The organism is Streptomyces sp. NPDC007808, assembly GCF_042868655.1.
Lineage (GTDB): Bacteria > Actinomycetota > Actinomycetes > Streptomycetales > Streptomycetaceae > Streptomyces.
Window position 1 is genome coordinate 895,504 of the sequence record NZ_JBIAEQ010000002.1, and the last position, 26,752, is coordinate 922,255.

Annotated in this window: 25 protein-coding genes; 14 read left to right on the top strand and 11 right to left on the bottom strand. The window is 72.7% G+C overall.

From position 1 onward, the window contains the following. Positions 1 to 35: 35 nt before the first annotated feature. On the top strand, positions 36 to 995 hold the full coding sequence (locus tag ACFYNL_RS10270) for a D-2-hydroxyacid dehydrogenase family protein (RefSeq protein ID WP_388799648.1): 960 nt from the start codon (positions 36 to 38) through the stop codon (positions 993 to 995). Between the two features lie 15 nt (positions 996 to 1,010). Here ACFYNL_RS10270 and ACFYNL_RS10275 read toward each other — a convergent pair whose 3' ends face one another. The 5 genes from ACFYNL_RS10275 to ACFYNL_RS10295 form a co-directional block, all read right to left on the bottom strand. Further along, on the bottom strand, positions 1,011 to 1,604 hold the full coding sequence (locus ACFYNL_RS10275; RefSeq protein ID WP_388799651.1) for a DUF2087 domain-containing protein: 594 nt from the start codon (positions 1,602 to 1,604) through the stop codon (positions 1,011 to 1,013). Positions 1,605 to 1,688: 84 nt separating this feature from the next. After that, positions 1,689 to 2,549, bottom strand: a complete 861-nt coding sequence (locus ACFYNL_RS10280; RefSeq protein WP_388799655.1) for a tyrosinase family protein — start codon at positions 2,547 to 2,549, stop codon at positions 1,689 to 1,691. Continuing rightward, positions 2,533 to 3,030, bottom strand: a complete 498-nt coding sequence (locus ACFYNL_RS10285) for a tyrosinase family oxidase copper chaperone (RefSeq protein ID WP_388799658.1) — start codon at positions 3,028 to 3,030, stop codon at positions 2,533 to 2,535. The genes ACFYNL_RS10280 and ACFYNL_RS10285 overlap by 17 nt, the downstream gene beginning before the upstream one ends. Before the next feature lie 108 nt (positions 3,031 to 3,138). Continuing rightward, positions 3,139 to 3,759 carry a vitamin K epoxide reductase family protein gene (locus ACFYNL_RS10290; RefSeq protein ID WP_388800595.1) on the bottom strand — a complete coding sequence of 207 codons (621 nt, stop codon included), beginning with the start codon at positions 3,757 to 3,759 and terminating at the stop codon, positions 3,139 to 3,141. Continuing rightward, on the bottom strand, positions 3,756 to 4,469 hold the full coding sequence (locus ACFYNL_RS10295) for a beta-glucanase (protein ID WP_388799661.1): 714 nt from the start codon (positions 4,467 to 4,469) through the stop codon (positions 3,756 to 3,758). Before ACFYNL_RS10295 ends, ACFYNL_RS10290 begins: the two co-directional genes overlap by 4 nt. A 248-nt stretch (positions 4,470 to 4,717) precedes the next feature. On the opposite strand from ACFYNL_RS10295, the gene ACFYNL_RS10300 reads away from it, so the two are divergent. The 4 genes from ACFYNL_RS10300 to ACFYNL_RS10315 all read left to right on the top strand — a co-directional run bounded on the left by ACFYNL_RS10300 (position 4,718) and on the right by ACFYNL_RS10315 (position 6,614). Next, the gene (locus tag ACFYNL_RS10300; RefSeq protein ID WP_388799664.1) at positions 4,718 to 5,113 is read left to right on the top strand and encodes a hypothetical protein; all 396 of its coding nucleotides are present in this window, start codon (positions 4,718 to 4,720) and stop codon (positions 5,111 to 5,113) included. Between the two features lie 397 nt (positions 5,114 to 5,510). Further along, positions 5,511 to 5,849, top strand: coding sequence for a hypothetical protein (locus ACFYNL_RS10305; protein WP_388799667.1), 339 nt, complete (start codon positions 5,511 to 5,513; stop codon positions 5,847 to 5,849). A 62-nt stretch (positions 5,850 to 5,911) separates the two neighbouring features. Further along, positions 5,912 to 6,232: a hypothetical protein gene (locus ACFYNL_RS10310; RefSeq protein ID WP_388799670.1), complete on the top strand. Its 321-nt coding sequence runs from the start codon at positions 5,912 to 5,914 to the stop codon at positions 6,230 to 6,232. Between the two features lie 61 nt (positions 6,233 to 6,293). Next, positions 6,294 to 6,614, top strand: coding sequence for a hypothetical protein (locus tag ACFYNL_RS10315; protein WP_388799674.1), 321 nt, complete (start codon positions 6,294 to 6,296; stop codon positions 6,612 to 6,614). Positions 6,615 to 7,008: 394 nt separating this feature from the next. Here the strand turns inward: ACFYNL_RS10315 and ACFYNL_RS10320 are convergent, their stop codons facing one another. Continuing rightward, positions 7,009 to 7,314, bottom strand: a complete 306-nt coding sequence (locus ACFYNL_RS10320) for a hypothetical protein (RefSeq protein ID WP_388800598.1) — start codon at positions 7,312 to 7,314, stop codon at positions 7,009 to 7,011. Between the two features lie 424 nt (positions 7,315 to 7,738). On the opposite strand from ACFYNL_RS10320, the gene ACFYNL_RS10325 reads away from it, so the two are divergent. Genes ACFYNL_RS10325 through ACFYNL_RS10360 form a run of 8 tightly spaced genes read left to right on the top strand, consistent with a single transcriptional unit; the run spans position 7,739 to position 17,130 of the window. Continuing rightward, positions 7,739 to 8,881, top strand: coding sequence for a glycosyltransferase (locus tag ACFYNL_RS10325; protein ID WP_388799677.1), 1,143 nt, complete (start codon positions 7,739 to 7,741; stop codon positions 8,879 to 8,881). Further along, positions 8,878 to 10,341, top strand: coding sequence for an exopolysaccharide biosynthesis polyprenyl glycosylphosphotransferase (locus ACFYNL_RS10330; protein WP_388799681.1), 1,464 nt, complete (start codon positions 8,878 to 8,880; stop codon positions 10,339 to 10,341). Before ACFYNL_RS10325 ends, ACFYNL_RS10330 begins: the two co-directional genes overlap by 4 nt. 6 nt (positions 10,342 to 10,347) lie before the next feature. After that, positions 10,348 to 11,688 (top strand): O-antigen ligase family protein, encoded by a 1,341-nt coding sequence (locus ACFYNL_RS10335; RefSeq protein WP_388799684.1) that lies wholly within the window; start codon positions 10,348 to 10,350, stop codon positions 11,686 to 11,688. After that, positions 11,685 to 13,397: a murein biosynthesis integral membrane protein MurJ gene (gene murJ / locus ACFYNL_RS10340; protein WP_388799687.1), complete on the top strand. Its 1,713-nt coding sequence runs from the start codon at positions 11,685 to 11,687 to the stop codon at positions 13,395 to 13,397. The genes ACFYNL_RS10335 and murJ overlap by 4 nt, the downstream gene beginning before the upstream one ends. Next, the gene (locus tag ACFYNL_RS10345) at positions 13,387 to 14,178 is read left to right on the top strand and encodes a polysaccharide deacetylase family protein (protein WP_388799689.1); all 792 of its coding nucleotides are present in this window, start codon (positions 13,387 to 13,389) and stop codon (positions 14,176 to 14,178) included. Before murJ ends, ACFYNL_RS10345 begins: the two co-directional genes overlap by 11 nt. Further along, positions 14,175 to 15,317: a glycosyltransferase gene (locus tag ACFYNL_RS10350; protein ID WP_388799692.1), complete on the top strand. Its 1,143-nt coding sequence runs from the start codon at positions 14,175 to 14,177 to the stop codon at positions 15,315 to 15,317. The genes ACFYNL_RS10345 and ACFYNL_RS10350 overlap by 4 nt, the downstream gene beginning before the upstream one ends. Further along, positions 15,314 to 15,988: a lipopolysaccharide biosynthesis protein gene (locus tag ACFYNL_RS10355; protein ID WP_388799695.1), complete on the top strand. Its 675-nt coding sequence runs from the start codon at positions 15,314 to 15,316 to the stop codon at positions 15,986 to 15,988. The genes ACFYNL_RS10350 and ACFYNL_RS10355 overlap by 4 nt, the downstream gene beginning before the upstream one ends. Next, positions 15,985 to 17,130 carry a GNAT family N-acetyltransferase gene (locus tag ACFYNL_RS10360; RefSeq protein ID WP_388799698.1) on the top strand — a complete coding sequence of 382 codons (1,146 nt, stop codon included), beginning with the start codon at positions 15,985 to 15,987 and terminating at the stop codon, positions 17,128 to 17,130. Before ACFYNL_RS10355 ends, ACFYNL_RS10360 begins: the two co-directional genes overlap by 4 nt. Before the next feature lie 36 nt (positions 17,131 to 17,166). Here the strand turns inward: ACFYNL_RS10360 and ACFYNL_RS10365 are convergent, their stop codons facing one another. Together ACFYNL_RS10365 and ACFYNL_RS10370 are read right to left on the bottom strand one after the other, a co-directional pair. Then, complete coding sequence (locus ACFYNL_RS10365; RefSeq protein ID WP_388799701.1) at positions 17,167 to 18,459, bottom strand: glycosyl hydrolase; 1,293 nt, start codon at positions 18,457 to 18,459, stop codon at positions 17,167 to 17,169. Between the two features lie 89 nt (positions 18,460 to 18,548). After that, positions 18,549 to 20,468 (bottom strand): AMP-dependent synthetase/ligase, encoded by a 1,920-nt coding sequence (locus ACFYNL_RS10370; RefSeq protein ID WP_388799704.1) that lies wholly within the window; start codon positions 20,466 to 20,468, stop codon positions 18,549 to 18,551. Positions 20,469 to 20,670: 202 nt separating this feature from the next. Between ACFYNL_RS10370 and ACFYNL_RS10375 the strand changes: the two genes are divergently transcribed. Next, the gene (locus ACFYNL_RS10375) at positions 20,671 to 21,276 is read left to right on the top strand and encodes a chorismate mutase (protein WP_388799707.1); all 606 of its coding nucleotides are present in this window, start codon (positions 20,671 to 20,673) and stop codon (positions 21,274 to 21,276) included. A 16-nt stretch (positions 21,277 to 21,292) separates the two neighbouring features. Here the strand turns inward: ACFYNL_RS10375 and ACFYNL_RS10380 are convergent, their stop codons facing one another. From ACFYNL_RS10380 to ACFYNL_RS10390, 3 genes are all read right to left on the bottom strand, one after another. Then, the gene (locus ACFYNL_RS10380; protein ID WP_388799710.1) at positions 21,293 to 22,834 is read right to left on the bottom strand and encodes a von Willebrand factor type A domain-containing protein; all 1,542 of its coding nucleotides are present in this window, start codon (positions 22,832 to 22,834) and stop codon (positions 21,293 to 21,295) included. Positions 22,835 to 22,981: 147 nt separating this feature from the next. Continuing rightward, positions 22,982 to 23,848, bottom strand: a complete 867-nt coding sequence (locus ACFYNL_RS10385) for an ABC transporter permease (RefSeq protein WP_388799713.1) — start codon at positions 23,846 to 23,848, stop codon at positions 22,982 to 22,984. Beyond that, complete coding sequence (locus tag ACFYNL_RS10390) at positions 23,845 to 26,502, bottom strand: CocE/NonD family hydrolase (RefSeq protein ID WP_388799716.1); 2,658 nt, start codon at positions 26,500 to 26,502, stop codon at positions 23,845 to 23,847. The genes ACFYNL_RS10385 and ACFYNL_RS10390 overlap by 4 nt, the downstream gene beginning before the upstream one ends. Positions 26,503 to 26,752 lie beyond the last annotated feature (250 nt).

Genomic DNA, 26,752 nt, shown 5'->3' on the forward strand with positions numbered 1-26,752 from the left:
CAGTCGCTGGAACCCGGCCCTGGAAAGGAACCCCCGTGCGGTTGCGCTGTGCTGTGCTCGACGACTTCCAGAACGCGGCGACCGAGGTCGCCGACTGGTCACCGCTCGCGGACGACGTGGAGGTCGTCCCGTTCACCACCCACCTGCCCGACGAGGACGCCCTGGCCGCGGCACTCGCCGACTTCGACATCGTGGTCACCCTGCGAGAACGCGTCCCTTTCCCCGGCTCCCTGATCGGCCGTCTCCCCCGGCTGAAGCTGCTGATCGCCTCCGGCATGCGCAACTCGGTCATCGACTACGCCGCCGCCGAGGCGCACGGCGTCACCGTCTGCGGCACGGCCAGCTCCTCCACTCCGCCCGTCGAACTCACCTGGGCCCTGCTGCTCGGCCTCGCCCGGGGCATCGTCCAGGAGAACGACGCCCTGCGCGGCGGCGGTCCGTGGCAGAGCACGGTCGGCGCCGATCTGCACGGTCGCCGCCTCGGCCTGCTGGGCCTGGGCAGGATCGGCAGCCGGGTCGCACATGTCGGCCTCGCCTTCGGCATGCACGTCAGCGCCTGGAGCCAGAACCTCACCAAGGAGTACACCGACGAGGTCGGTGTCCATCTGGCCGGGTCCAAGGAGGAGTTGCTCGCCGACAGCGACTTCGTCTCCGTCCACCTCGCCCTGAGCGACCGCACCCGCGGCCTGCTGGGCGCGCCCGAACTGGCCCTCCTCAAGCCGACCGCCTACCTGGTCAACACCTCACGTTCGGCGATCGTCGACCAGGACGCCCTGCTGGCCGTTCTGCGCGAGGGCCGCATCGCGGGCGCGGCCGTCGACGTCTTCGACGTCGAGCCCCTCCCCGCCGACCACCCGATGCGCACGGCCCCCCGCCTGCTCGCCACCCCTCACCTGGGTTACGTCTCGCGGGCCAACTACGCGACCTACTACGGCCAGGCGGTCGAGAACATCCAGGCGTACCTGGCGGGTTCACCGGTACGGCGACTGCCCTGACCGAGGGCCGGCGGGTCAGGCGGTGTCCGCGCCCTCGGGGTGTGCGACCTCGACCGGCCGCCGGTAGATGCCCTCGCTCCGGCGCAGATGGTGCAGGTCGACCAGATAGCGCCGGAGCGTCACATGGTCGATGTCGCCGCTCTCCTCGCACCAGGCGCGCAGCTTGTCGTCGACGGTCCGCTCCGGGTACTCGACGCCCGGCTCGAAGGTCCGCTCGGCGATGTGACGCAGCACCAGCTTCTTACGGGTCCACCGCGCGGGAAGCCGTACCAGCCGCCCGTCCCGGACGAAGGTCCGCAGCACGGTGTCGGCCCGCTCGTCCCCGGACGCCCGGCTCTCGGCGGCGGAGTCCTGCTCGCGCCGCGCCGCTGTCCGCGCGTGCTCCTTGAACAAGCCGTACGCCACGGTCAGCTCGCCGTCGTCCCCGGCCGTCACCGCGCCCCGCTCCCTCAGTCGGCGCAGTGCCACGGCCGTCTCCTTCGAGGACAGTCCCGCCCTCCGGGCGACCTCGTCGGCGCTGCCCGCGCCCAGCGCCACGGCGGCGAAGGCGCGCACCCTGCTCTCCTCGGCGAAGAGCCGGACGAGTTGTTCCGTGGGATCGGTTGCCATGCCGGGAGGCTAGTGGACGCCACCTCGTGGAGCTGAGCCATTTTTCCGCGGACGCCTTCGCGGGCCGCCGCGGGGCGGGCGGTCTCAGGCGTACCGATAGATGGCGGACACGTCTTCCAGGTCGTCCGGCGTCAGGTCCCACGGCGGCAGCCGTTCGTGCCGGGCGACGATCCTGCGGTACCGGTCGCCGTCCCGGCCGGGCGGCCGGGCCGGCAGGTAGCGGTGCTTGCGGTGGCGCCGCTGCCAGCGCGACCACTGCATGTCCACGAAGGCGTGGTGCAGCCAGAAGACGGGGTCGTTGACGGACGCGCCGCCCAGCATGTGTCCCCCGACCCAGCGGTGCACCCGGTTGTGGTTGCGCCACGGGTTCCGGCCGCGGCCCCATCCCTCCATCTTGTTGCGGAAGCCCCTGGAGACCGTCGAGTCCCACGGGGACACGTCGTACACGGGGTCCTTCAGCGCCCATTCGAGATCGGCCTTGGTGGGCAGGTCGATCGGATTGCGGGAACGGCCCAGGTCACGGGTGAGGAACCGGCCGTCGGTGATGCCCGCCCTGATGGTCCATCTGCCCGTGGCGAAGGCGAACGGCCCGGTCGTCACCTGCCGGTCCCCGCGCCGCCCGTTGCCGCCGAGCAGGTCGTCGGTCCACGGCGTCGACGTGGTGGAACGGTCGCGGGTCCAGTCCCAGTACGGAATCGTCACCGAGTCGTCGACGCTGCGCAGGGCGCTCTCCAGATCCAGCAGGAACTGCCGGTGCCAGGGCAGGAAGGAGGGAGCCATATGGGCGGCCCGCAGACCGCGGTCGCCGTCCCCGACGAAGTACGCGATGTGCAGCCGTACGAACTCGTCGTACTCGCCCCGCCGTTTGACCTCCAGCAACGCCTCGACGAACCGTCGCCGTTCGGTGGCCGTCAGCCTGGTCACGTTCTTACGCACGTACACCATGAGCTGCCTCCCCGTGCCGGTGTCCGCCGCCGAACGGCCCCGGGGCGAGGTCCCGCAGTCGCCGGCTCGGACCGAGTTCGTCGACGGCGGCGCGGGTCGCCTCCAGCGGCGTCCGGTACCAGCTGTAGTGGTCGAGCATGCTCAGCCAGCTGCCGTCGGCACGGCGCATCAGGTGCAGCGGGTTGCCGTCGACGGTGACGCGCCACGGGGCGCCGAGGGCGCTGAGCCCTTCCAGGGGAAGCGGGGCGCCCTGGATGTGACGGCCGCGGTAGGTCTCGTCGAAGGGCATGTCGGTCTCCCGCCGCCCGTCCGCGGACCGTGAGGGCCGGGAGGCGGCCAGCACCGGTGTGAGCGCCACGGCGGACGAGGCGAGCAGCAGCCGCGCCATCTCCCGCCGTGTCCGCCGCCTGGGCTCACCGCCCACCGGCGTGCCCGCCTTGTGGACCGCACCCACCGGGATCCCGTCTGCGCTGACGGCCATCGCTCACTCCTCGTACGGTTCGGCTGTTCGTACGAGTAACCGTTCACGCCCGCTCGGGGTCACCACCGAGGCGCCCATACGGAGGTGTCGTCCGTCGATCCCGCGTGGTCAGCTCGTCCAGAAGTCCCACCAACGGGTCAGGATCAGCATCCCGACGATCCCGATGTGCAGCAGCACCAGGAGCCAGGTGAACTCCGCGAAGAAGGTCCGCACCGGCTCCGGCGCGGGCACGAAGCCGGTCCGCACGACGAACGACGTCAGGTACCAGAACAGCACGATCGTCGCGAGCCAGGCCAGGCAGCACCACAGGCACAGGGCGTTGATCCGGTACAGGGACTCGAACTGCAGCCAGGAGACGAACCCGATCCCGAAGACGCATCCGGCCTCGAAGGTGAGCCAGTACCACCGTGGGAACGCCGCCCCGGCCAGCAGACCCATGCCTGCGCAGACCACGATGCCGTAGGTCACCAGCCCCAGCATCGGGTTGGGGAACCCGAACGCCGAGGCCTGGTCGCTCTCCATCACACTCCCGCAGGACAGCACGGGGTTCAGGCTGCAGCCCGGGGTGAAGTCCGGGTCCTGAAGCAGCTTGAACTTGTCCAGCGTGATGACCCACGAGGCCAGCAGCCCGGCCGCCCCGGTGATCACCAGCAGCACGGCGAAGGCGCGGCCGGCGCCCACGGACCGCGGCCCGGCGGAGGTGGCGCCGGAGCCGGGCGCGGGGGTCACCACCGCGGGGCCCCGCGATAGACACGCACGTGGTCGACGGCGAAGGTGATCGGCGCCGGGCCGTTGGGGGCCGGGTGGTACTGCCCGGCGCACACGGACAGGTTCAGGATCAGATACGCCGACCAGTCGTCACCGACACCGGTGCCGTCACGGAAGACCCGGTCGCCGTTGACGTACCACTCGACGCAGCGCGCGCCGTAGCGGGTGCCGACGGTCACCCAGCGGCCGGGGGCGATCGCGCCGGGGTCGGTGTGGTACGCCGAGGAGCAGTTGACGTGGTTGGACAGCTCCAGCAGGTTCGGGTTGTCCGGGTGGTACTCGAAGCAGTCGACCTCGTTGCGGCCGTCCTTCCAGGTCCACAGCGCCGGCCAGGCTCCGACCCGGGAGGGGAGCTGGACGCGGGTCTCGACGTAGTCGCCGGTGCGGACCCGGAAGCCCTCCTCGGAGTACTCGGTGGTGAGCAGCCCGGTGTGCCAGGCCCGCAGACCGTTCTCCAGGATGCGGTCGGCCGGTGTGGCGGTGAAGGTGGCCGTGCCGCCCGAGACGGTCACACAGCTCGGGCTCAGCCAGTCGAGCTTGTTGTCGTCCGGGTTGTGATCGCAGTGGCGATAGGCGCTCGATCGGTCGCCGACCCACTTGGCACCCCAGGCGATCGGGGCGTCGAACTCCTCCGACCAGGTCGGAGTGAACGTGGCGGTGTCGATGGTCATGGCGGCGAGAGTAGGCCACCTGCCCCATTATCCCTTCGGTTCGCGCAGACGCTCGAAACGCGCCGGGAGCACCATACGATCAATTGATTCGCCGACCAGATGTCCATCCATCCGAATGCCTCTGCGCATTCCATTCTTCACCCCCGTGACATTCACACGTATGGAGCAGCGCGCCGCTTTTGCAGGGCCCTTGGGCTGCTATGTTCTCCAACCGTCGGATCAGAGGTACTTTTCAAGCGAGGTGAATCATGAAGAAGGCAGTTTTCACCACTGCGGCGTTGGCCATCGGTGCGGGTCTTGTGGGTGGCTCCGCCGCCGCGGCGTCGGCCGCCTCCGGGGGATCGGGCGCCTCCACCAGTTCTCTCGGGGGTCTTGTGTCCCCGACCAAGGTGAGCCCGGCGATCGTGCCGGCGGCCGACGCCGTCACCCGGTTGGCGCGCGACGGTGGTGTCACGAAGGGCAGTGCTTTTGACAAGAAGCCCGGCTCGGTCGGTTCGTCCGGCATTTACCTGGACGGAATGGACCCGAAGGCCGCCAAGCGGCCCACGATTCCGGTGAAGAACCCGGCCGGGACCGGCTCGGTCCAGGTCCACCCGCTGCACGCGCCGACCGCCGCCGGGCTCGGCACCTTCCTCCCCAAGTGACGACCCGGCAACCGTTTACGAGTCCCTGGCTCTCCCTGGCGCCGGAATTCTGAGACTCTGATCCGGTTCTCGGCACCCACGCACCACCACTCCGGCCCACCGGCCCCATGACCGGTGGGCCGGAGGCACGTCGGCGGCCGTTCCACCGACTCCGTCCGGCCCACCGGCCGGGATTTTCGGGCCAACAAGGCACGGATTCCGAAAAACTCGGCTCCGGCCCTGCGCCCGGTACCCACTCCGTGAATCAAGCTAAAGCCGGTTCCTTCGACCGGCACGTTACATTGCGCCATCCGATGGAATCTGCCCCCGTTTGATTGTTCCCGCCGTGACTTATGCGTGCATATACGGGTTTCCTTTTCGTAAGCGTGCGCAACCGTGAATTCAGGAAGGAACCGAGTTGCCCAAGAAGTTCGCGGTCATCACGGCCCTCGCCCTCAGCACCGTCGTCGGCTCCGCCGGTATCGCCTCTGCCGGTGGTTACAACGGCACCAACGGCAACCACACCACCGTCAAGGGTGGCAGCGGTTTCTCGTCGGCGCCGGTCGTCGTGAACGAGCCCCAGCAGGGCGTACTGGTCCTCAACGGCAGCCTGGTCGATGCTCGCTGCCTCGCCCCGTGGTCCAACGGTGCCGTCCTCGGTGGCGTCCCCGCGCCGAACTCGCACTACGCCGCGTGCAACACGGCCACGATCAACCAGCAGCAGAACGCCCCGTACGCCGGCGGCCTGCTGTTCTGACGCCTGCTCGGAGCGGTTACCAGCAGGTTATTCCCCCAACGCAGCCCGGAAAGGCGCAACTCATGCTGAAGAAGGTTACGGCCATTTCCGCCCTGGCGGCCGGCATCGCCCTCGCGGCCGGTGGCACCGCCGCCGCGGACAACAACACCACGACCGTCAAGGGCGGCAGCGGCTTCTCGCAGTCCCCGGTCGTCGTGAACGCTCCCCAGCAGGGGCTCCTCGTGGCCAACGGCACGGTCGTCGACCTGCGCTGCGCCGCCCCGTGGTCGAACGGTGCCGTCCTCGCCGGTGTCGTCGCGCCGAACTCGCACTACGCCGCCTGCAACACGGCCACGGTCAACCAGCAGCAGAACGCCGCGTACAAGGGCGGCCTGCTGTTCTGACTCCTGCTCCGAGCGACTCGGTGCAGGTAAATCCCACACGCAGCCCGGAAAGGCTCAGCTCATGCGCAACAAGGTCACGGCCATTTCCGCCATCGCCGCGGGCATCGTCCTCGCGGCCGGCGGCACCGCCGCCGCCGACGGTGACACCACCACCGTCAAGGGCGGCAGCGGCTTCTCGTCGGCCCCGGTCGTCGTGAACGAACCGCAGCAGGGCATCGCCGTCGTCAACGGCGCGGTCCTCGACGCCCGCTGCCTGGCCCCGTGGTCCAACGGTGCCGTCCTCGGTGGCGTCGCCGCGCCGAACTCGCACTACGCCGCCTGCGACACGGCCACGGTCAACCAGCAGCAGAACGCCCCGTACATCGGCGGCCTGCTGTTCTGAGCGGTACCCCGTCGATGGCGGCCCGCCGGATATCCGGCGGGCCGCCATCGTTTTTCCGTGCCGCCGTGATCCATGACCGTTCGACGGGTCACATGGAAAAGCCTCGGGCCCCGTCCGCGTAAAGCGCGGACGGGGCCCGAGGCCAGAGCGCCGGCAAGGAGGAAAGAGCGCCCACTCACATGGTCCAACGGCCGTACTCCGCCCGTGGTCACCCCGAACCATTCGTTCGGCCCAACGGGCTGAGACAATATGGTGAACGGCCACGGGTGCATCGGCCGAGCCGCGAAACCGCCGCCGCGCACGCCGAAGGGCCGGCCCCGCTCGATGCGGAGCCGGCCCTGAACGTCGAGCCGATGGGCGACGAAGTCGAGGAACGAATCGCCTGCCTGGTCGCCTACTTGTTGATCGGAAGTCCACCGAGCAGCTGGCCGTCGACGGGGTTCGGCAGGGTGCCGCCGAAGACGGGGGTCTTCACCACGCTCGACCGCTTCACGCCCTTCTTCACACCGTCCGCCGTGCGCTTGACGTTGTTGCCCACGTAGCCCGTCGGCAGCTTGGCGGCCGAGGGGAGGCTGCGGGCCACCGTCTTCCCGTTGTCGACCAGGCCCTGCGCCGGCATGTCGATCGCGGCGGCGGGACCTGCGACACCGGCAACGGCGAGGGAGCCCGCGACGACGGCGGCGGCCTTCAGCTTCTTCATCATGTTCCCTTTCCTGGAAACTCGTCTTCCGTAACTCGCCTGCGTGCCACAGGATTTGATCCCGCGGGACGGTCGAGTGAGTCGGTCTCGGTTCTCCTGGGCTAACGACACGGGCCCTCTGTGGAAACTCTGCCGCCGCCAAGTTCCAGGAACTCATACGAAAAGACCCGTCGGCAGGAGCAGTAGCCCGACTCCGAACGGGTGATCCATGCGAGAAACCGCTCGCAAAGCGCCGCCATTCCTACCCGACTGACGGGTTGGCAGATAAATATAAAAACGTGGCAGGTGCCGCTCACCCCCCGAATCCAGGACGCCGGTCGCAGCACAGACCCTCTCGAACAGACGCGGGATCTCACGTCGGGAACGCGAGCCACACATCGTGTCGCCGGTTCGGACTCTTTTCCTCGAAAGGGCAGCCTCGGTCATGCGCATCACCGCGCCGCACATCCTGCATGTCGCCCAGCCCGTCGAGGGCGGAGTCGCACGGGTCGTGACCGACCTGGCGGCGGCACAGCTCGCCGCGGGTCTGCGGGTGACGGTGGCCTGTCCCGAGGGCGGCGCGCTGACGGGCGCCCTGCGCGCGCTCGGCTGCCCGGTGCTCCGCTGGGACGCCACCCGCAGCCCTGGGCCCCGACTCCCGCGTGAGGTAGGGCGGTTGGGGCGGCTGGTACGCGAGGTGCGGCCGGACCTGGTGCACGCGCACAGCGCGAAGGCGGGGCTCGCGGTGCGGCTCGCGGTGCGCGGCGGGCTGCCGACGGTGTTCCAGCCGCACGCCTGGTCGTTCGAGGCCGCCGACGGTCTCGTCGGGCGGCTGGCGCTGGGCTGGGAGCGGTTCGGGGCGCGATGGGCGACGCGCGTGGTCTGCGTGAGCGAGGCCGAGCGGCGTACCGGGGAGAGACACGGGATCGCCGCCGCCTGGCGGGTGGTGCCCAACGGTGTGGACACCGGCAGGTTCCGGCCGGACGGGAGCGGCGTGCGCTCCGGGGCGGGGCCGCTCGTGGTGTGCGTGGGCCGGCTGTGCCGTCAGAAGGGGCAGGACGTGCTCCTCGCGGCCTGGCCCGAGGTGGTGCGGCGGGTGCCGGGCGCGCGCCTGGTGCTGGTCGGCGACGGTCCCGACGGGGAGCGGCTGCGCAGCGGTGCGCCCGCGTCGGTGGAGTTCGCCGGTGCCATCTCCGACACCGCCCCCTGGTACCGGGCCGCCGACGTCGTGGTGCTGCCGTCCCGCTGGGAGGGCATGGCGCTCGCTCCGCTGGAGGCCATGGCGTGTGCCCGGCCGGTCGTCGTCACGGACGTGGACGGGGCGCGCGAGAGCCTTCCCCCCGGTCACGCGCCGTCCTGCCTGGTGCCGCCGGAGGACCCCGCCGCGCTGGCCGGTGCGCTCACGGCACTGCTGCGGGACGAGCCGCTGCGCGCGTCGCTGGGCGCCCGGGGCCGCGCGTACATGCTCGACGCCCACGACCTGCGGCACGTCACGGACGCAGTGACCGACCTGTACCGCGAACTGCTCGGCGTCGCCGCCGCGCCGGTCGTCGGACTTAGCGAGGGCAGGAAGTGCATCACCACATGACAGCGGAAAGCACCGTTGCCTCGCCCGCGGGGCAGCACGGGGTGCCCGAGGGCGCCGTCTCCGTTCTCGGCCCGCGCGGCAACCCGGCCGGACGGAGGAACCCCGGCGCGCGGGGACCTCGCCGTCCGCGGCGGGCGTCCGGGGCGTTGCTGTGGGCCGTCGACGGTGGCGCCGCCCTGTCCGCCGCCCTCGCCCTGCCCGCGCAGCACCGGTCCACGCTGGTCCTCGTCCTGCTGGCCCTCGGCGTGATCGCCCTGAACCGGCGCGCCTCGTTGTACGACACCTCCGTCGTCCCGGACGTACTCGACGAACTGCCCGCCGTGTGCGTGCGGGTCGCCGTGGGCTGGGCGTTCGCCGTCACGCTCTCCCCGCTCAGGTCGCTGCCGATGGCGGTGCTGGCCGCCGCGGTCGCCGTGCACTGCGCGGTGGCCGGCGCGGGGCGCGCGGTGGTGCACGGGCACCGCCGCCGGGCTCTGCGGCGCCGGCCCTCGCCCGCCCTGGTCGTCGGCCCGGTCGCCACGGCCCGGCGGGTCGCGGCGGCGCTGCTGCGCCAACCGGACTGCGGGGTAAGGCCGGTGGGACTGCTCGCCGACGACCCGGAGGTGCTCGGCGACGCCGGCGACGAGCCCGGCCTGCCGGTGCTGACCACGGCTCTCCAGGCCCGCCGGGCGGTCATCCAGAACGGTGTCGGGACGGTGCTCGTCGTCGGGGCCGCCACCCGGGTGGAGCAGGCCGACGTGCTGCGGGGGCTCGCCGCCCACGGGTGCGCGGTGTGGGAGCTGGACGCGGACGTACCGGCGTACGGTCTCGGCGGGGCGCGGGGCCGGGGTGCGCAACTGGCCGGGTTCTCGCGCAGGTTGCTGGTGGCGTGGGACGGGCGGCGCGGCGGGGCGGGCAAGCGGGCGCTCGACGTGGTGCTCTCGGGAGCGCTGCTGGTGCTGGCCGGCCCGGTGCTCGCGGTGTGCGCGCTGCTGCTGCGGGTCACGGACGGGCCGGGGGTGGTGTTCCGGCAGGAGCGGATCGGCAAGGACGGGCGGCCGTTCACGATGTTGAAGCTGCGCACCCACCGGCCCGCCAACGCGCACGAGGCGGCGACCCGTTGGAGCGTGGCGAACGAGCAGGACATGAGCCGCTTCTGCCATTTCCTGCGCCGCACCTCGCTGGACGAGCTGCTGCAGCTGTGGAACGTCTTCCGCGGCGACATGAGCCTGGTCGGGCCCCGGCCCGAACGCCCCTATTTCGTGGCCCGGTTCAGCCAGGCGTACCCGGGCTATCCGGACCGGCACCGGATGCGGACCGGGATCACCGGACTCGCCCAGATCCACGGGCTGCGCGGTGACACCTCGATCGAGGACCGGTGCCGCTACGACAACACCTACATCGACACCTGGTCGCTGTGGCAGGACGTCTGCATCCTGCTGCGCACGGTGGCCCAGGTCGTCCGGCCGACGGGGAGCTGAGCGCCGGTGAGCACTCCTTCGGCGGCCTCCTTCCCGGCCGTGCCGCTGCCGTGGGCGCTGCACCGGGTCCGGCCCGTGCTGTCCGTCCTGCCCGTCGTCGCGGTAGTCGTCCTGCTGGGGCTGCCGGTGACACCGGACGGCGCCGGCACACCGGCCGACGCGGCGTCGGGACTGGTCGTGCTGTGCGCGCTGGTCCAGGCGGTACGGCGGGCCGGGCGCCCGCTGACGCGGACGGCGGCGATCGTGCTGGGGCTGCCCGTGGTGGGCATCGCGGTCGCCGCGGCGGGCGCGGCGACCACGGCCGACGCGGTCTCCGGGCTCGCCCGCTACCTGCAGGCGTTCGTGCTCGTGCCGATCGCTGTGGTGCTGCTGGTGCGTGACCGGCGGGGTGCCCGGCTGGTGCTGTGGTCGGTGGTCGGCCTCGCGCTGTGGCAGGGGGCGATCGGCGTACGCCAGTACCTCACCGGGACCGGGGCCTCGTATCAGGGAGCGGACATCCGGGCGGTGGGCACGTTCGGGCCGTCGTACGTGATGGGGATGGCGACCGTCGTCGCGTTCGGGGTGGTGGCCGCGACCGGTCTCGCGCTCGGGGCCCGGGAGCGGCGCCCGCGGCTCGTGGCGGCCGGGTGCGCGCTGGCGCTGCTCGTGCCGCTCGCCCTGTCCTTCAGCCGGGGCGCCTGGATCGCGACGGCGGTGGCCTGCGGGGCGCAGCTGCTGCTGGCCGGGGTGCGGCAGGCGGTGAAGGTGTTCGCGGCCGCGGTCGCCGCCTCGGTGGTGCTGGTGGGAGGGTTCGGGCTGGGCGCCGCGGCGCTGGAGGAGCGGCTGACCAGCATCACGCAGGTCACCGACGCGCCCGACCAGTCCGTCGTCGACCGGTACACGATGTGGGCGGCGGCGGGCGAGATCTGGCGCCGACACCCGGTGACGGGCGTGGGGTTGAAGGGATTCCCGGCGCACCGCGACGGCCATGCCTCGCTCGCGCTGTCGTCGGCCAGTGACACGGAGGGGGCGGGGCAGGCCTTCCGGCGCCAGCCGCTGCTGTCCCCGCACAACATGTATCTGCTGCTCCTGAGCGAGCAGGGGATGCTGGGGCTGCTCACGGTGGCGGGCAGCTGGGTGGCCGTGCTGGTGTGCGCGCTGCGCCGGCTGCGGCGGAGCGGACGCGCCGCGTGGGACTGCGCCCTGCCGGTGTGCGGCCTGCTGCTGTGGCAGCTCGTCAACTTCCTGTACGCCGACATCGGCGGCCCCGCGACCGTCCTGACGGCCGTCTGCCTGGGTCTCACCGCCTGGTGGGCACTGCCTCCCGCCGACACCGCGGCCCCGTCCACGAAGCCGGTCCCGCGATGAGCACCCGCCCGACGGCGGCCGGGGGCACCCCCGGCCGGGCGACCGGCCTGGCGGACGGGCTCCCGCCGGCCGGCCGGGACGCTTCGGTGCCCGGCACGCGTCCCCTGCGCGAGGAGGCCCGGCGTTCGTCGGTGCCCTCAGGGCGGTTCCTCGCCAGGGCGACGCTGTTGTCGGCCGCGTTGTCGATGGCGGGGGCGGTGCTCGGGCTCGGCCGGGATCAGGTGCTGGCGCGTCTGTTCGGCGCAGGGGCGGAGACCGACGCGTTCCTGGTGGCCTGGACGGTCCCCGAGATGGCGTCGACGCTGCTGATCGAGGACGGCATGGCGTTCGTGCTCGTACCCGCGTTCAGCATGGCGCTCGCGCGACGGGCGGGCGGCGTCGGCGGCCCCGATCCGGTCCGGGCCCTGGTCGCCGCCTCGTTGCCGCGGCTGTCCCTCGCCCTCGCCGGTACGGCCGCCGTGCTCGCCGCCGGGGCGCCGCTGCTGGTCGCGGCCCTCGCGCCGGGCCTGCCCGACCCGTCCCTCGCGGTGTCCTGCACCCGGCTGACCGCGACCTGCGTGCTCACTTTCGGGCTCGCCGGGTACTGCAGCGCGGCGCTGCGTGCCCACCGCGCCTACCTCGCGCCGGGCGCGATCTACATCGCCTACAACCTCGCCGTCATCGCCGCGATGCTCGTCGCCGGTGCGCGCTGGGGCGTACGGTCCGCCGCTGTCGGTGTCGCGATCGGCGGCTGCCTGATGGCCGCCGTACAGGCGCCGTCGCTGTGGCGGCGGATCGCCGGGCGGTCCGGGCCGCTCGCCGAGCGGCCCGCGCACTCGCCGGAGCGGTCCGTCGCGTTCGGGCTCGTCTGCGCCGTGCTGCTCTTCGCGCTGTGCCGGCAGTCGCAGGTCCTCATCGAGCGCTGGTTCGCCTCCGGGCTGCCCGCCGGGGCCATCTCGCACCTCAACTACGCCCAGAAGATCGCCCAGTTGCCGATGTCGCTGGCGATGATGGTGTGCGTCGTCACCTTCCCGGTGGTGGCGCGGGCCGTCGCCGAGGGCGACACCCGGCGGGCCGGGGAGCGGGTCGAGCGGGACCTGGCGCTGATGGCCTGCCTCGTGCTGCTCGGGACCGCGGTGGTCATGGCCTGCGCGCCGCAGATCGTCCGACTCCTGTTCCAGCGCGGCGCGTTCACCGCCGAGGACACCGCCGCGACCGCCGCGGTGATGCGGGTGTACGCGCTCGGGCTGCTGGGGCACACCCTGGTGGGCGCGCTCGTCCGCTCGTACTTCTCGGCCGGCCGGACCACCTGGTACCCGCTGGGCGCGATGGGCGTGGGCGCGCTCGCCACGGCCGTCCTCAGCGCCTGGGCCGTCGACCCGTGGGGCGCCCGGGGCATCGCCGGGGCCAACGCGGCCGGCATCACCCTGACGGCGCTGCTCCTGCTGTGCGGCCTGGGTCCGCGCACCGTACCGGTGCGGGTGCGGGGTGTCGTCGTCGAACTGGCCCGGCCGGTGTACGCGGCCGTGTGCGCCGGCGGGGCCGGAACGGTCTGCGCGGGGCTGTTCGCCTCGCCCGCCGCGGCCGTCGCCGCCTGCTGCGCCTGCGTGACCGTCGTCTTCCTGCTGCTGGCCCGGGTTCTCGACGCGGCGGGCGCCCGGGCCCTCCTGCTTCCCGTCGCACACGTTGTCCGTCGCTCCGTCACACGAAAGCCTCGCCATGGTCGCTGACATCTCCGCCGCGCCGCGCGCGGACGAACCCACTCCCGCACCAGCCGTCCGGGGGCGCCCGAAGCGGCGTCCCGCGGCCTGGGTGGCCATGTACCACTCCGTCTCGAACTGCCCGGACGACCCGTACGACGTCACCGTCACCCCCGCCCGTCTGGAGCGGCAGCTCGCCTGGCTGGCCGGTCGCGGCCTGCGCGGGGTGAGCGTCCGCGAACTGCTCGCGGCGCGCGCCCGGGGTGCGGAGCGCGGTCTGGTGGGACTCACCTTCGACGACGGCTACGACGACTTCGTCACCGAGGCTGTGCCGCTGCTGCACCGCCTGGGTTTCACGGCCACCGTGTTCGTGCTGCCCGGACTGCTCGGCGGCGCGAACACCTGGGAGCCCGGCGGCCCGCGCAAGCCGCTGCTGGACGCGGACGGCATCCGCAGGGCCGCCGCCGCGGGCATGGAGGTCGCCTCGCACGGGCTGACCCACCTGGACCTGACCGGCGTACCGGACGACGTGCTGCGCGCCGAGGTCGCCGACAGCCGGGCCCGGCTCGCCGCGCTCGTCGGCGGCGATGTCGAGGGCTTCTGCTACCCGTACGGCTATCTGGACGAGCGGGCCACGGCCGCGGTGCGCCGGGCCGGTTACCGCTACGGCTGCGCGATCGCCCCCGGCCCGGCCGGCTCCGGCGACTTCGCGCTGCCCCGCATCCACGTCGGGCAGGCGGACCACCCGGTGCGGCTGGAGCTGAAGCGGCGGCTGGCCCGCGTCCACCGGCGCACCCTGGGGGCCGTGTGAAGGCCCTGCACGTCATCACCGGCCTGGGCGTCGGCGGGGCGGAACAGCAGCTGCGGCTGCTGCTGCGTCACCTGACCGCCGAGTGCGAGGTGGTGGCGTTGACCAACCCGGGTCCGGTCGCCGCGGGCCTGGCCGCCGACGGGGTCCGCGTCACCCACCTCGGGATGGGCGGCAACCGTGACATCGGGGCGCTGCCCCGCCTCACCCGGCTGATCCGCGCCGGCGGCTACGACCTGGTGCACACCCACCTGTACCGGGCCTGCCTGTACGGACGCATCGCGGCGCGGCTCGCGGGGGTGCGCACCGTGGTGGCCACCGAGCACTCGATCGGCGACACCCGGCTGGAGGGCCGCCCGCTGAACCCGGGTGTGCGCGCGCTGTACCTGGCCGGCGAGCGCCTCGGTGACGCCACGGTCGCCGTGTCGCCGACGGTCGCCGAGCGGCTGCGGCGCTGGGGCGTGCCCGGGCCTCGCATCCATGTCATCCCCAACGGCATCGACGCGCCCCGGTTCCGCTTCGACGAGGTGCGCCGCGAGCGGGCACGGGCGTTCCACGGGCTGCCGCAGGACGCGTACGTCGTCGGGGGCGTGGGGCGCCTCGCCCCGGGCAAGCGCTTCGACCTGCTCGTGCAGGCACTGGCCCTGCTGCCCGGCGACGTATGGCTGATCCTGGTCGGCGGCGGGCCCGAGGAGGAGGCGCTGCGGCGGCTCGCCCGCGGGCTGGGGGTCGCGGACCGGGTGGTGCTGACGGGCGAGCGGCCCTGTCTGCCCGAGCCCGGCGGCACCGCACCCGACCTGGTCGCGCTGTTGTCCGCGATGGACGTGCTCGCCTCGCCGTCCGCGGAGGAGTCCTTCGGGCTGGCCGTGGTGGAGGCGCTCGCGGCCGGGCTCCCCGTGCTGTACGCGAGCTGTCCCGCCGTCGAGGACCTGCCGCCGGAGGCGGCCCCCGGCGCCCGGCGGGTGACGGGCGGTGCCGGGGCGTACGCGCGGCAGGTGCTGCGGCTGCGGGCGGCGGGGCCGGGCGAGCGGACCGCCCCGCCGGCCGTGGACCGCTACGACATCGCGTGCACCGCACGGCAGCTGATGGATCTGTACACGGCCGCTGTGGCCGGCTCGACCCCGGAAGTGAGTTCCTCATGACAGACAACCCCGATCGGCGTGCCCCGCGGTTCGACGGGACGCGCACCCGCCTGAGCCGGATGCCCGCGTGGGGATGGCTGCCGGCCGGCGCGCTGCTCGGTGCGGTGGCCGGTGGCGCCTACGGTCAGCTGGCGCCGCCGCAGTACACGGCGACGAGTTCCGTAGTGGCCGTGCCCAACGGCGCGACGGAGGCCGACTGCACCGACGCGCTCGGCTTCGCGCAGGCGTACGGCCGGGTCGCCACGCAGCTCGCGGTGCTCGGGGACGCGCAGGTGTGGGCGGGTGTGCCGGTGTCGACGCTGCGCGAGAGCGTGGAGACCGCGACCTCGCCGGACGCGCCGATGGTCGCGGTCTCGGCGACCTCGTCGCGGCCCGGTCAGGCGGTCGACATCGCCAACGCCGTGTCCCGGGCGCTGATCACGCACGCGGACCACACCAAGGAGCGGACCGGCATCCGGCTGGAGCGTCTCGCCCGTGCCATGAAGCCCACCGAGCCGTCGTCGGCGTCACCGGCGCTGACCACGCTGGTGGGCGGCAGCGCCGGCGTCCTGCTGGGCGGCCTGGCGCTGCTGGCCCGGCCGCGGCGGGCGACGGACGACGACGATGACCGGAGCCGGGCGTCGGTGCCCGGCCCGGCCAACGCCGCCGACGTCCACGGGACGCTGGGATGACCGCGCCCGCACGTGCCGTCCCGTCCCCCCGCTCGTTGTCGCCGGCCCGCAGGCTGTCGGTGGAGGTGTGCACCGACGAGCGTGCCTTCACGGAGCTGGCGGGGCAGTGGGAGCGCCTGTACCGGGCGTGCCCGTCGGCGACGCCGTTCCAGAGCCACGCCTGGCTGCACTCGTGGTGGCTGTCGTACGGCAGCCCGGGCAGGCTGCGGCTCGTCCTGGTTCGCGACGGGGGCGAGTTGGTGGCGGCGGCACCGCTGATGCGGGTGCACCGGCCGCTGCCGGCGCTGGTGCCGATCGGCGGTGCCATCACCGACCTGTGCGATGTGCTCATCGACGAGGCGGTGGCCGCGCCGGGCGCCGGAGCACTCGCGGACGGACTGGGCGACCTGGCCCGCACGGCGCTGATCGACTTCGGTGAGGTGCGGCCGGGCGGCGCGATGGAGCGGGTCTACCTGTGCTGGCGCGGTCCGCGGCACCGGATGCGCGACTCCGTGTGCCTGGAGCTGCCGGCCGTCTCCATGGAGGAGCTGGTCGGACGGTTGCCGACGGGGCGGGCCCGGCGGATCCGCAGCAAGGTGAACCAGCTCGCCCGGCTCGGCATGCAGTGGCGTGTCGTGGGCGCCGACGAGACCGGGGCCGCGCTGACCCGGCTGGTGGAACTGCACCGGCTGCAGTGGGAGGGCAGGCAGGTGTCGCCGGAGCATCTGCGGCCGCGGTTCCTGGAGCATCTGATCCGGGCCGCGGTCCCCCTGGCCCGGGCCGGTGAGGCCGCCACGACGGAGTTCCGGCTCGACGGCGAGGTGGTGGCGGTCGACATCACGCTGCTGTCGGGCCGGTTGGCGGGCATGTACATGTACGGTTTCCACCCTCGGTTGCGCGAGCTCAAGGTGGATGTGGCGACGATGCTGCTGAACGCGTCCGCCGGGCATCTCGCGCCCGGCGAACGGCAGTCGCTGAGCCTGCTGCGCGGCGACGAGCCGTACAAGTACCGCTGGCGTCCCGAGCCGGTCGTCAACCAGCGCTTCCTGCTGGCGCGGCGCCGCACCGCACCGCTGCTGGCGGCGGCCGCGGGCGAGGCGGTGGCCCGGCGCCGGGCCAAGCGGATCCTGCGTGGCGACCCCGCGCCCGCCGCACGGAGTTAGGACGCCCCGGGGCAGGCGGGACTGTGCGGACACGGCCTAGCGCTCCGTGCCCTCCAGGCAGACGGTGAGCTCGCCGCCGGTCTGGCGCTCCAGCCAGTCCTCCAGGTCCAGCGGGGTGCAGTGGGGCAGCTCGGAGGGCCGGGGCGTCGGCGGGTGCCCGGTCTGGTCCGCCGGATCCTGCGCCGGTTCGGTCGTCACCGGCGTCGGTTCCGGTCTGCCGGGAGGCGTGGGCCGGGCCGGGGCGGGGACCGTCGGTCCCGGTTCCGGCCGCGGCCGCCGCGGGACGGAGAGCAGGGCGCGGTACAGGGCGGAGGCGCGGGGGTTGTCGGAGCACAGCCACACGCCGTGCGGGCAGTAGTCGGTGATGGTGTTGTACAGCGGCTTGTGCTCGTCCATCCAGGCGAGCATCCGCAGCATGTACGTGATGTTGTCGCCGTTGCGGAACAGCCCCCATTCCGGGTACGAGATCGGCTTGCCGTGCATGCGTGCGAAGTCGACGTGGTGCTGGAGGCCGTAGGGCTCGGACACCTGCTGGTCGAAGCCGAGTCCGTACGGCTGGTCGTAGGCGTCCATGCCGATGATGTCGACGTACTCGTCGCCGGGGTAGCACTCCGGCCAGGGGATCGCGTCCATGCCCCGGTTCGGGGCGAAGTCGAACTTGAACTTCTGGCCGGGGACCGAGCGCATCACGGTGACGATGCGCTTCCAGTACCGCTTCCAGCTCTCCGGGTCGGGGCCGCAGCGGTGGGTGTAGGTGATGCCGTTCATCTCCCAGCCGAGCACGATGACGGTGTCCGGCACACCCAGGTCGACCAGCCGTTCGGCCAGGATCTCGAAGTGGTCGTCGAAGGCGCCGGCCGCGGCGCGCCGCAGCAGCCGTCTGACCTCGTCGTCCGGGACGTTCTCCTCGTTGCGTTCCATCATCGGGACGTTGAGCACGAGCATCCGGTCGGACTTCTCCCGCCGCCACTCGGCCCAGCTGTCGAGGAAGCCGTGCCCGCCCTCGATGTTGTGCCACAGGTCCCCCGGCAGGTAGGTGTGGCCCACCCGCACCTCGTGGCCGCCCAGCCAGCGGCTGAGCTCCTTCATCCGTTGCAGGCCGGCCGGCCCGTAGTGGAGGTACGCGCCGAACGCGGGGTCGGGGCGCGGTGCCGGCCGGGTCCCGTCCCGCGGCGCCGTCCGCGTCACGGGGGCGGAAACGCGGGGGTCGGGACGGGATGCGGTGTCGGCCCCGAAGGCGGTGACCGGAGCGAGCGTCGCCGACAGGACGACTCCCGCGGTGATGAACGCCAGTCCCCTGGGGGCGGGCCGGCGATGGTCAGGGGCCATGCGTCCTCCTCGGTGCGGCTCCTCTCCCTTCACTGATACGTAGTCACATCCGCGGCCGTCGCACCAATGGAGCGCGCCCGAACGGACGCTCACCTGCCGTACAGCGCCTCGATCGCGTCCGCGTACGCCGTGGTCACCGCGTGCCGCTTGACCTTCAGTGAGGGGGTGAGCATGCCGTTGTCCTCGGTGAACTCGCCCTCGACGAGCGTGAAGGCGCGGATGGACTCGGCCCGGGAGACGGCCTCGTTGGCGTAGTCGACGGCCCGTTGGACGTCCTCGCGCATCCGGGGGTCCTCGATGATCTCGGACATCGGGGTGTCGGCCGGCATCCCGCGGACGGCGAGCCAGTGCGCCACCGCTTCGGGGTCGAGGGTGATCAGGGCGCCGACGAAGGGCCGGTTGTCGCCGACGACGAGGCACTGGCCGACGGGCGGGCGGCTGCGCAGCCGGTCCTCCAGGACGGCCGGGGAGACGTTCTTGCCGCCGGAGGTGACGAGGATGTCCTTCTTGCGGCCGGTGATGGTGAGGTAGCCGTCCTCGTCGAGCGCGCCGAGGTCGCCGGTGGCGAACCACTCGTCCCGGAGCACGGCGTCGGTGGCGGCCGGGTCGTTCCAGTAGGAGCCGAAGACGATCCCGCCCTTGATGAGCACCTCGCCGTCGTCGGCGATCCGCACGGCGGTGCCGGGGACGGGCCGGCCGACCGTGCCCGGGCGGGGTTTCAGGGGCGGGACGATGGTGGCGGCGGCCGTCGTCTCCGTCAGGCCGTAGCCCTCGTAGACGAGGATGTCGGCGGCGTAGAAGAACAGGCTGAGGTTGCGGTCCAGGGGGGAGCCGCCGCTGATGGCGTAGCGGACGCGGCCGCCGATCTCCTTGCGGACCCGGCGGTAGACCAGCAGGTCGTACAGGGCCCAGGCCGCGTACAGGGCGGGGCCGGGGCCCTTGCCGGTGCCGAGGAACTTGTTCAGGTGGGCTTCGCCGAAGCGTACGGCGATGCGGTCGGCGCGCTCGAAGGAGGCGCCGCGGCCGATCTTCTCGGCGGTCGCGCGGCCGGTGTCGTGGATCTTTTCGAAGAGGTACGGGACGCCCACGAGGAAGGTGGGGCGGAACTCCTTCAGGGCCGGGCGGAGTTCGTCGGGCTTGATGCTGGGGCAGTGGCCGATCTCGATGCGGCCCATCAGGCAGGCGATCTGGAGGGTGCGGCCGAGGATGTGGGCGAGCGGCAGGAACAGGAGGGTGGAGGCGTCCTGGTCGGAGACCTCCTTGAAGATCGGGTGGAGCAACTCGACCGTGTTGGCGGCTTCGGCGTGCAGGTTGCCGTGCGTGAGGACGCAGCCCTTGGGCCGGCCGGTGGTGCCGGAGGTGTAGCAGACGGTCGCGATGGTCTCGGCGGTGAGGGCGGCGCGGCGCTTGGTGACCTCGTCGTCGGGGAGGTCCCGGCCGAGGGCGGTGAGTGCGGCGACGGCACCCTGGTCCAACTCCCAGATGCGGGGCGGTCGCGGGTGGCCGGCCGTGCCCGTCGCCACCACCCGGGTGTGGTCCGCCGTCTCGGTGACGACGTGACGGGCGCCCGAGTCGCGGACGATCCACTCCACCTGGTCGGCGGAGGAGGTGGCGTAGACGGGGACGCTCTGGCCGCCGGCGGCCCAGACGGCGAAGTCCAGGACCGTCCACTCGTAGCGGGTACGGGACATCACGGCGACGCGGCCGCCCGGTTCCAGGCCGGCGGCGATCAACCCCTTGGCCACGGCGGTGACTTCGCGGGCGAAGGCATCGGCGGTGACGGGCTGCCAGGTGGCGCCCTGTCTGCGGCGCAGGACCACGGCGTCGGGCGCCTCGGTCGCGTTGGTGTAGGGCAGGTCGGCGATGGTGCCGGTGGTCGGGTGGAGGGCGAGGGGCGGAGTGCGGGCCTCGCGGACCACTCCCCCGGCGTCCTTGACGACCTCGATCCTGGTGCGGTCCATCAGGTCGGTGCGCCGTTTCGCCCGCTTCAGATCCTTGCGTACGCCCATGTCGGCTCCTGGTGCCAGGTGTACTTACTCCAGAGTAAACTTACTTGGGCGTAACAAAAGGTCAATGGGTCGGACGTGGTGAAGGTGTGTGCGTCTGTACGGTGCTGTAGACCACCCCCCATGGAGCTGTACGGCCACTCCCACCGGGTTGTACGACCTCTCCCGCGGAGCTGTACGGCGCCCCCACGGAAAGGGAAGCCCCTTGTCCTCCCCGCGTCTTCGGTCCCACCTGGTCGCCCTCTGCGCCGCCACGGTCGTGTCCCTCGCCGGCGCCGCACCGGCCGCCGCGCACCCCTCCGCCCCGGTGCAGGCGGCCTCCGTCGCCCCCGGACTCGCCCCGCTGACCGACCTGTTCACCGAACGGCTGCTGCTCGCCGACAAGGTCGCCGCCGCCAAGTACGGCACCGACAAGCCGATCGACGACCCGGTGCGCGAGCAGCAGATCCTGGCCGACGTGGGGGCGCGGGCGACGGGCCTGGGCCTCGACGCGGGCGAGGTCAGGTCGGTCTTCCGGGACCAGATCGAGGCCAACAAGCTGGTGCAGCGCGCGCTGTACGCGCGCTGGGACGCGCACCCCGGGGAGCGGCCCACCGAGCGCCCCGACCTGGTCAAGGAGGTCCGGCCGGAACTCGACCGCATCACGACCGAGCTGCTCGACGCCCTCGTGCGCACCCAGCGGCTGCGGGCGGCACCGTCCTGCGGGCCGCTGCTGGGTGTCGCCGCCGCCCGATCGGCGTACGGCCACGGACTGGACTCGCCGCATGCGGCCGGGCTCGTGCGGGCGCTGCCCTCGGTCTGCGCCGGCTGAACCGCAAGGCCGTACCTCAGTCCAGCATCCTGTCCGCCCGCCCGATGGCCTCGGCGAGGCGGCGGACCTCGCCGTCCTCCGTCCTCCTCGCCAGGTCCTCGGCGTGTTCCTCCAGGTCGTCGAGGGCCGGAGCGCCGGGCAGGGAGGACCGGCCGTCGTCACCGCGCAGGGCGTCGGCGAAATAGGCGGCGGTCGCGGCCACCTGGAACCTCGGGGAGGCGTCCCCGAGGGAGTCGTGCAGGGCGTCCGTCTCCAGACGGCCCGATTCCTCGTGCGGGTCCCGGGTGCCGGGGTCGAGCCACCGCACGCTCGCCGTGGCGAGGTGGCCCTCGGCGCCCGGCTCGGTGCGGACGGCGTAGAGGGCGGTGACCGTGTGGCCGGGGCCGATCTCGCCGCCGTCGACCGTGTCGTCCCGGAAGTCCTCGTCGGCGACCCGGCGGTTGTCGTAGCCGATGAGGCGGAAGTCGGCGACCGTCGCCGGGTCGAAGGCGATCTGCGCCTTCGCGTCACGGGCGGTCAGGTCGACGTTCCTGGGAAGGTCCTCGCAGAAGACCTCCCGGGCGTCCTCGTCGGTGGAGACGTACGCCGTGTGGCCGTCGCCCTTGTCGGCCAGGCGCTCCATCAGGGCGTCTCCGTAGTCGCTGCCGACACCGACACCGAAGAGGGTGATGCCGTGTTCGCGGCGCTCGGAGGCGATGCGTTCGAGGATGGCGTCCGCGTCGGTGTCGCCCGTGTTGGCCAGCGCGTCGGAGACCAGGACGACGCGGTTGGTGGCGCCCTCGCGCAGCCCCTCCACGGCCGTCTCGTAGCCGGTCTCGACACCCGCGCCGAGGTTGGTGGAGTCGGTGGGCTCCAGGCTGTCGATCGCGTCGTGGACCTCGTCGCGGTTGCCGCCGAGCCGGGTCATCGGCTGCACCGTCTCGGCCTCGTCGCTGAAGGTGACGATGGCCACGGAGTCGTCGTCGCGCAGGCGGTCCGTCATGACGCCGAGGGAGTCCCGGGCGAGGTCGAGCCGACCCGGTTCGGCCATGGATCCGGAGATGTCGATGACGAAGGTGAGGGCCGCGGGCGGTCGTTCACCCTCGTCCCGCGCCGGGCGGGTGGCCAGGCCCACGCGGACCAGGGACCAGTCGTCGCGGGCGGTACGGGCGCCGTCGACCGTGACCGTGAAGCCGTTGCCGTCAGGGCGCTCGTAGTCCTGGCGGAAGCTGTTGACGAACTCCTCGGGGCGGACCGTCGACGGGTCGGGCAGCCGGCCCTCGGCGAGGGTGCGGCGTGCGTAGCCGTAGGAGGCGGTGTCGACGTCCAGGGCGAAGGTGGAGAGATGGTCCGGATCCGGTCCGGGGGCGAAGTCGCCCGACGTGTCGCGCTGTTCGTCGCCGTCGCCGCCGTAGCCGCGATCCGGGGCCGGCGCGGGGAAGCCGCCCCCCTTGTTGCTGCTGTCGGCCGAACTGCCCCCGCCGCCGCTGTCGCTCGCACCGCACCCGGCGAGCAACCCGCCCGCCGCGGTGAGCGCGACCAGCGCCGCACGCAGCCGTCGTGTCCGGTACCGCTCCATCGTCCGTGCCCCCTTGGTCCGTTGACGTCGCCACTTGCGACTGTGACGGGGCAGAGGGCCGGAACGTGCGCTACGGGGTGTTGCGGATGCGTCTCGAAGAGGGCACGGGGACGGCCCGTCGAGACCGGTGGGTGATCCTCCGTTGACCTAGGACACGATGTCCTTGCGTGCGAACCCGCGAAAGGCCAGCGCGAACAGCACGAGGGCGTACGTTACCGACAGGGACGTGCCCTGGATCATGTCGGACCAGTCCAGTTGGGGCCGTACGGCGTCCAGCCAGGCGTACTGCCAGTGGGCGGGCAGGAAGTGGCGCCAGTCGCCGAGGGCCGTCACCTCGTCCAGGACATTGCCGATGATGGTCAGGAACACGGCGCCGCCGACCGCGCCGAGCGGGGCGTCGGTCCGGGTCGACAGCCAGAACGCCAGTGCGGCGGTGACCAGTTGGGACACCATGATGTACGCGACGACGATCAGCAGGCGCTGCGCCGCCGTACCGGTGTCCAGGGTGCCGCCGGTGGGCAGCTGGAGCGGACCCCAGCCGTAGGCCGCCGTGCCGACGGCGAGGGCGACGAGCGGGAGCAGGACGAGCGCGGCCAGGCTGAGGCTCAGTCCCACGGCCAGCTTGGACCACAGCAGCCGGCCCCGGGGCACGGGCGCCGCGAGCAGATAGCGCAGGGACGACCAGCTCGCCTCCGAGGCGACCGTGTCCCCGCAGAACAGCGCCACCGGGATGACGAGCAGGAAGCCCGCCGAGGCGAAGAGGTTGACCGCCGCGAAGTTGGCGCCGGACACCGTGGCCGTGTCCATGAGGTTCATCCGGTCGTTGCCCTCGCCCGGCTCGCCGCCCACCTGGAAGGCGACGAGCAGCACGATCGGCAGCGCGAACAGGACGGCGCCCATCACGAGCGTGCGGCGCCGCTTCAGCTGCCGGACCAGCTCGACCCGGACGGGCAGGGTGCGGCCCGCGCGGTAGCCGTCGGCGACCTCGACGGGCGGCTCGGCGAGCTTGCTCATTCTTCGGCTCCGATCAGGGTGAGGAAGGCGTCCTCCAGGCGGCGGTGCGGTCCGACCGAGCGCACGGGCACGTCCAGTCGTACGAGGTCGGCGACCAGGCGCTGCGGGGTGCCGTCGGCGTCGAGCTGGACCAGCAGGCCCTCGTCGGCGCGCACCGCGGAGGCGACGCCCGGCAGCGCGGCGACCTTCTCCACCACGGGTTCGTCCACGGGAGTGGCCGTGCCCACCAGGAGGGTGTCGCCCGAGCCGACGATGTCCTCGACCGGTCCGGCCTGCACGAGCCGTCCGTGGTCCATCACGACCAGGTCGGTGCAGGTCTGCTCGACCTCGGCGAGGAGATGGCTGGAGACGATGACCGTGCGGCCCGCGGCGGCGTAGCGGATCATCACCTCGCGCATCTCGCGGATCTGGGGCGGGTCGAGGCCGTTGGTCGGTTCGTCGAGGATGAGCAGGTCGGGCAGACCGAGCATGGCCTGCGCGATGGCGAGGCGCTGGCGCATGCCCTGGGAGTAGGTGCGCACCGCGCGGGCGAGCGCGTCACCCAGGCCCGCGATCTCCAGGGCCTCTTCCATGTGCGCGTCCTCGGCCGGGCGGCCGGTGGCACGCCAGTACAGCTCCAGGTTCTCCCGGCCGGACAGGTGCGGGAGGAAGCCCGCGCCCTCGACGAAGGCGCCGACGCGGGAGAGCACCAGGGCGCCCGGCGCGATCGCGTGCCCGAAGAGGCGGATCTCGCCACCGTCCGGCTTGATCAGGCCCATCAGCATGCGCAGGGTCGTCGTCTTGCCGGCGCCGTTCGGACCGAGCAGGCCGAGCACCTGGCCCTTCTCCACGCGGAAGGACAGGTCCTTGACCGCGTACCGTTCGGCCGACTTCGCGTAGCGCTTGCTCAGGTCGGTGATCTGCAGCGGCACATCGGCCAGGTCAGGGTCGGGGGCCGCGGGCGCCGCCGTACGGCGCCGTCCGGTCACCACCAGCGCGAGCGCGACCAGTGCGCCGGCGAGCGGCAGCCACCACACCCAGGCGGGCAGCCCCGTCGGGCCGTTGGTGTCGCCGAGCGCCGTCGGCACCGACAGGTCGCCCTTCAGGGAGGCGGTGTACGTCGCCGGGGCCGTCGGGGAGGCGTAGCCGAGGTCGGTGGAGGCGAGGACCAGACGCAGACGGTGGCCGTCGACGACCTCGTGGTCGATCGCCGGGAGGGTCAGGGTCACGTCCTTGCCGGCCTTCGCGTCCTCGACCCTGATCGGCTCGACGAGTTGCGAGGGCAGCACCTGCCCGGCCCGGCCGCCGGGTGCGACGTCGTACAGCTTGGCGAAGAGCACGGCGTCGTCGCCGCTGGACCGCACATGGACGGTGACCTTCGGCGACCCGGTGATGCGCAGGTCGTCGCGGACGGGCGCCGACTCGAATGCGGCGTACTGCCCGGGGAAGTCGAGGGACACGCCGATGCCGAGCGAGGACAGCTGGGCGAGACCGCCGGCGCTGCCGAGTCCGGGCAGGGCCGACACGGCGGGCGGGCTGGCGCCGGCGGGGTTGGTGAAGCTCTGCTCGCGTCCGGTGAGGGCGATCGAACGCCGGTCGGCCTCCAGGCCGGGGTACTCGTCCGCGCTCACGCCGCTCAGCCGGGGCTCGCCGTCTCCGGTGCCGGTGCCGAGGGTACGGGTGACGCGGAACGCGGGGCCGGTGTCGGTGCTCTTGTCGTCCTTGAGGTAGCGGTCGAACCAGGCCGTGACGCGCTGCTGGACACGGCCCGTCTCCATGTCGCCGCCGTCGTGGCCGCCGGAGATCCAGTCGACGTCGACGGGCGCCCCGTTGGCACGGATCGCCTTCGCAGCGGCGTCGGCCTGGTCCAGCGGGAAGAGGGAGTCGGACTGGCCCTGCATCAGCAGCGTGGGCACCTTGATGCGGTCGCCGACGGCGACCGGCGAGCGCTCCTCCAGCATGGCGCGGGCGTCGGCGTCCGGGACGCCGGACTCGGCGACCCGCTCGTACATCGCGCAGATCCGCTTCTCGAACCTGTCGCAACCGCCGCCGGTGTTGACGAAGATGCCGGCCCAGAGCTTCTTGAACACACCGTTCGGGAACAGGGCGTCCGCGAGGTTCCAGTACGTGATCGCCGGGGCGATGGCGTCCACCCGGTCGTCGTGCCCGGCGGCGAGCAGCGCGATCGCGCCGCCGTAGGAGCCGCCCGCCATGCCGACCCGGGGGTCGCCGGCCTTGTCGAGTTCCACCTGGGGCTGCTCGGCCAGCCAGTCGAGCAGCCGGGAGACGTCGGCGACCTCGCCCTTCGGATCGTTGAGCCCGATCTTGCCGGTCGACCTGCCGAAGCCGCGGGCCGACCAGGTCAGGACGGCGTACCCGTCCCGGGCGAGGTCCTCGGCCTGCCGCCGTACGTCGTCCTTGCTCCCACCGAAGCCGTGCCCCAGCAGCACGGCCGGCCGGCGTCCCGAGGTGCCCGAGGTGAAGTACGAGGTGTCGACGCGCACCCCGTCCCCCATGTCCATGACCCGGTCGGTGCTGCGCACCGGCGACGCGTCGTCGTCGGCGACGGCCGTCCACGTACCGGCACCGGCGAGCACGACGACGGAGGCCGCGGCGGCGATCCACCGGCGCGGCCTCCGTATACGCCCTCGCAGCCCGGGCAGTCGAAGATCCATGCTTCAACCGTACGGGGTCAACCTGTCGGGAGGTTATCGACCGAGGGCTGAATCGCGGGCCCTTCCCCAGGGGTACGGCGGGGTGATTTGTCTACCGCGTTCGTGGTAGGCGGTGCCGCACGCTTGCCTCGCGGTGCCGCACGGTTCCCCGCGCCGCCGGGCGTTTCACGCGTCCGGGACGGACACCCCTGCCGGCGGGTCTGCCACCCGCTGCGCCTCCAGGGCAAAACCGCGTCCCTGCGCGCCCTCG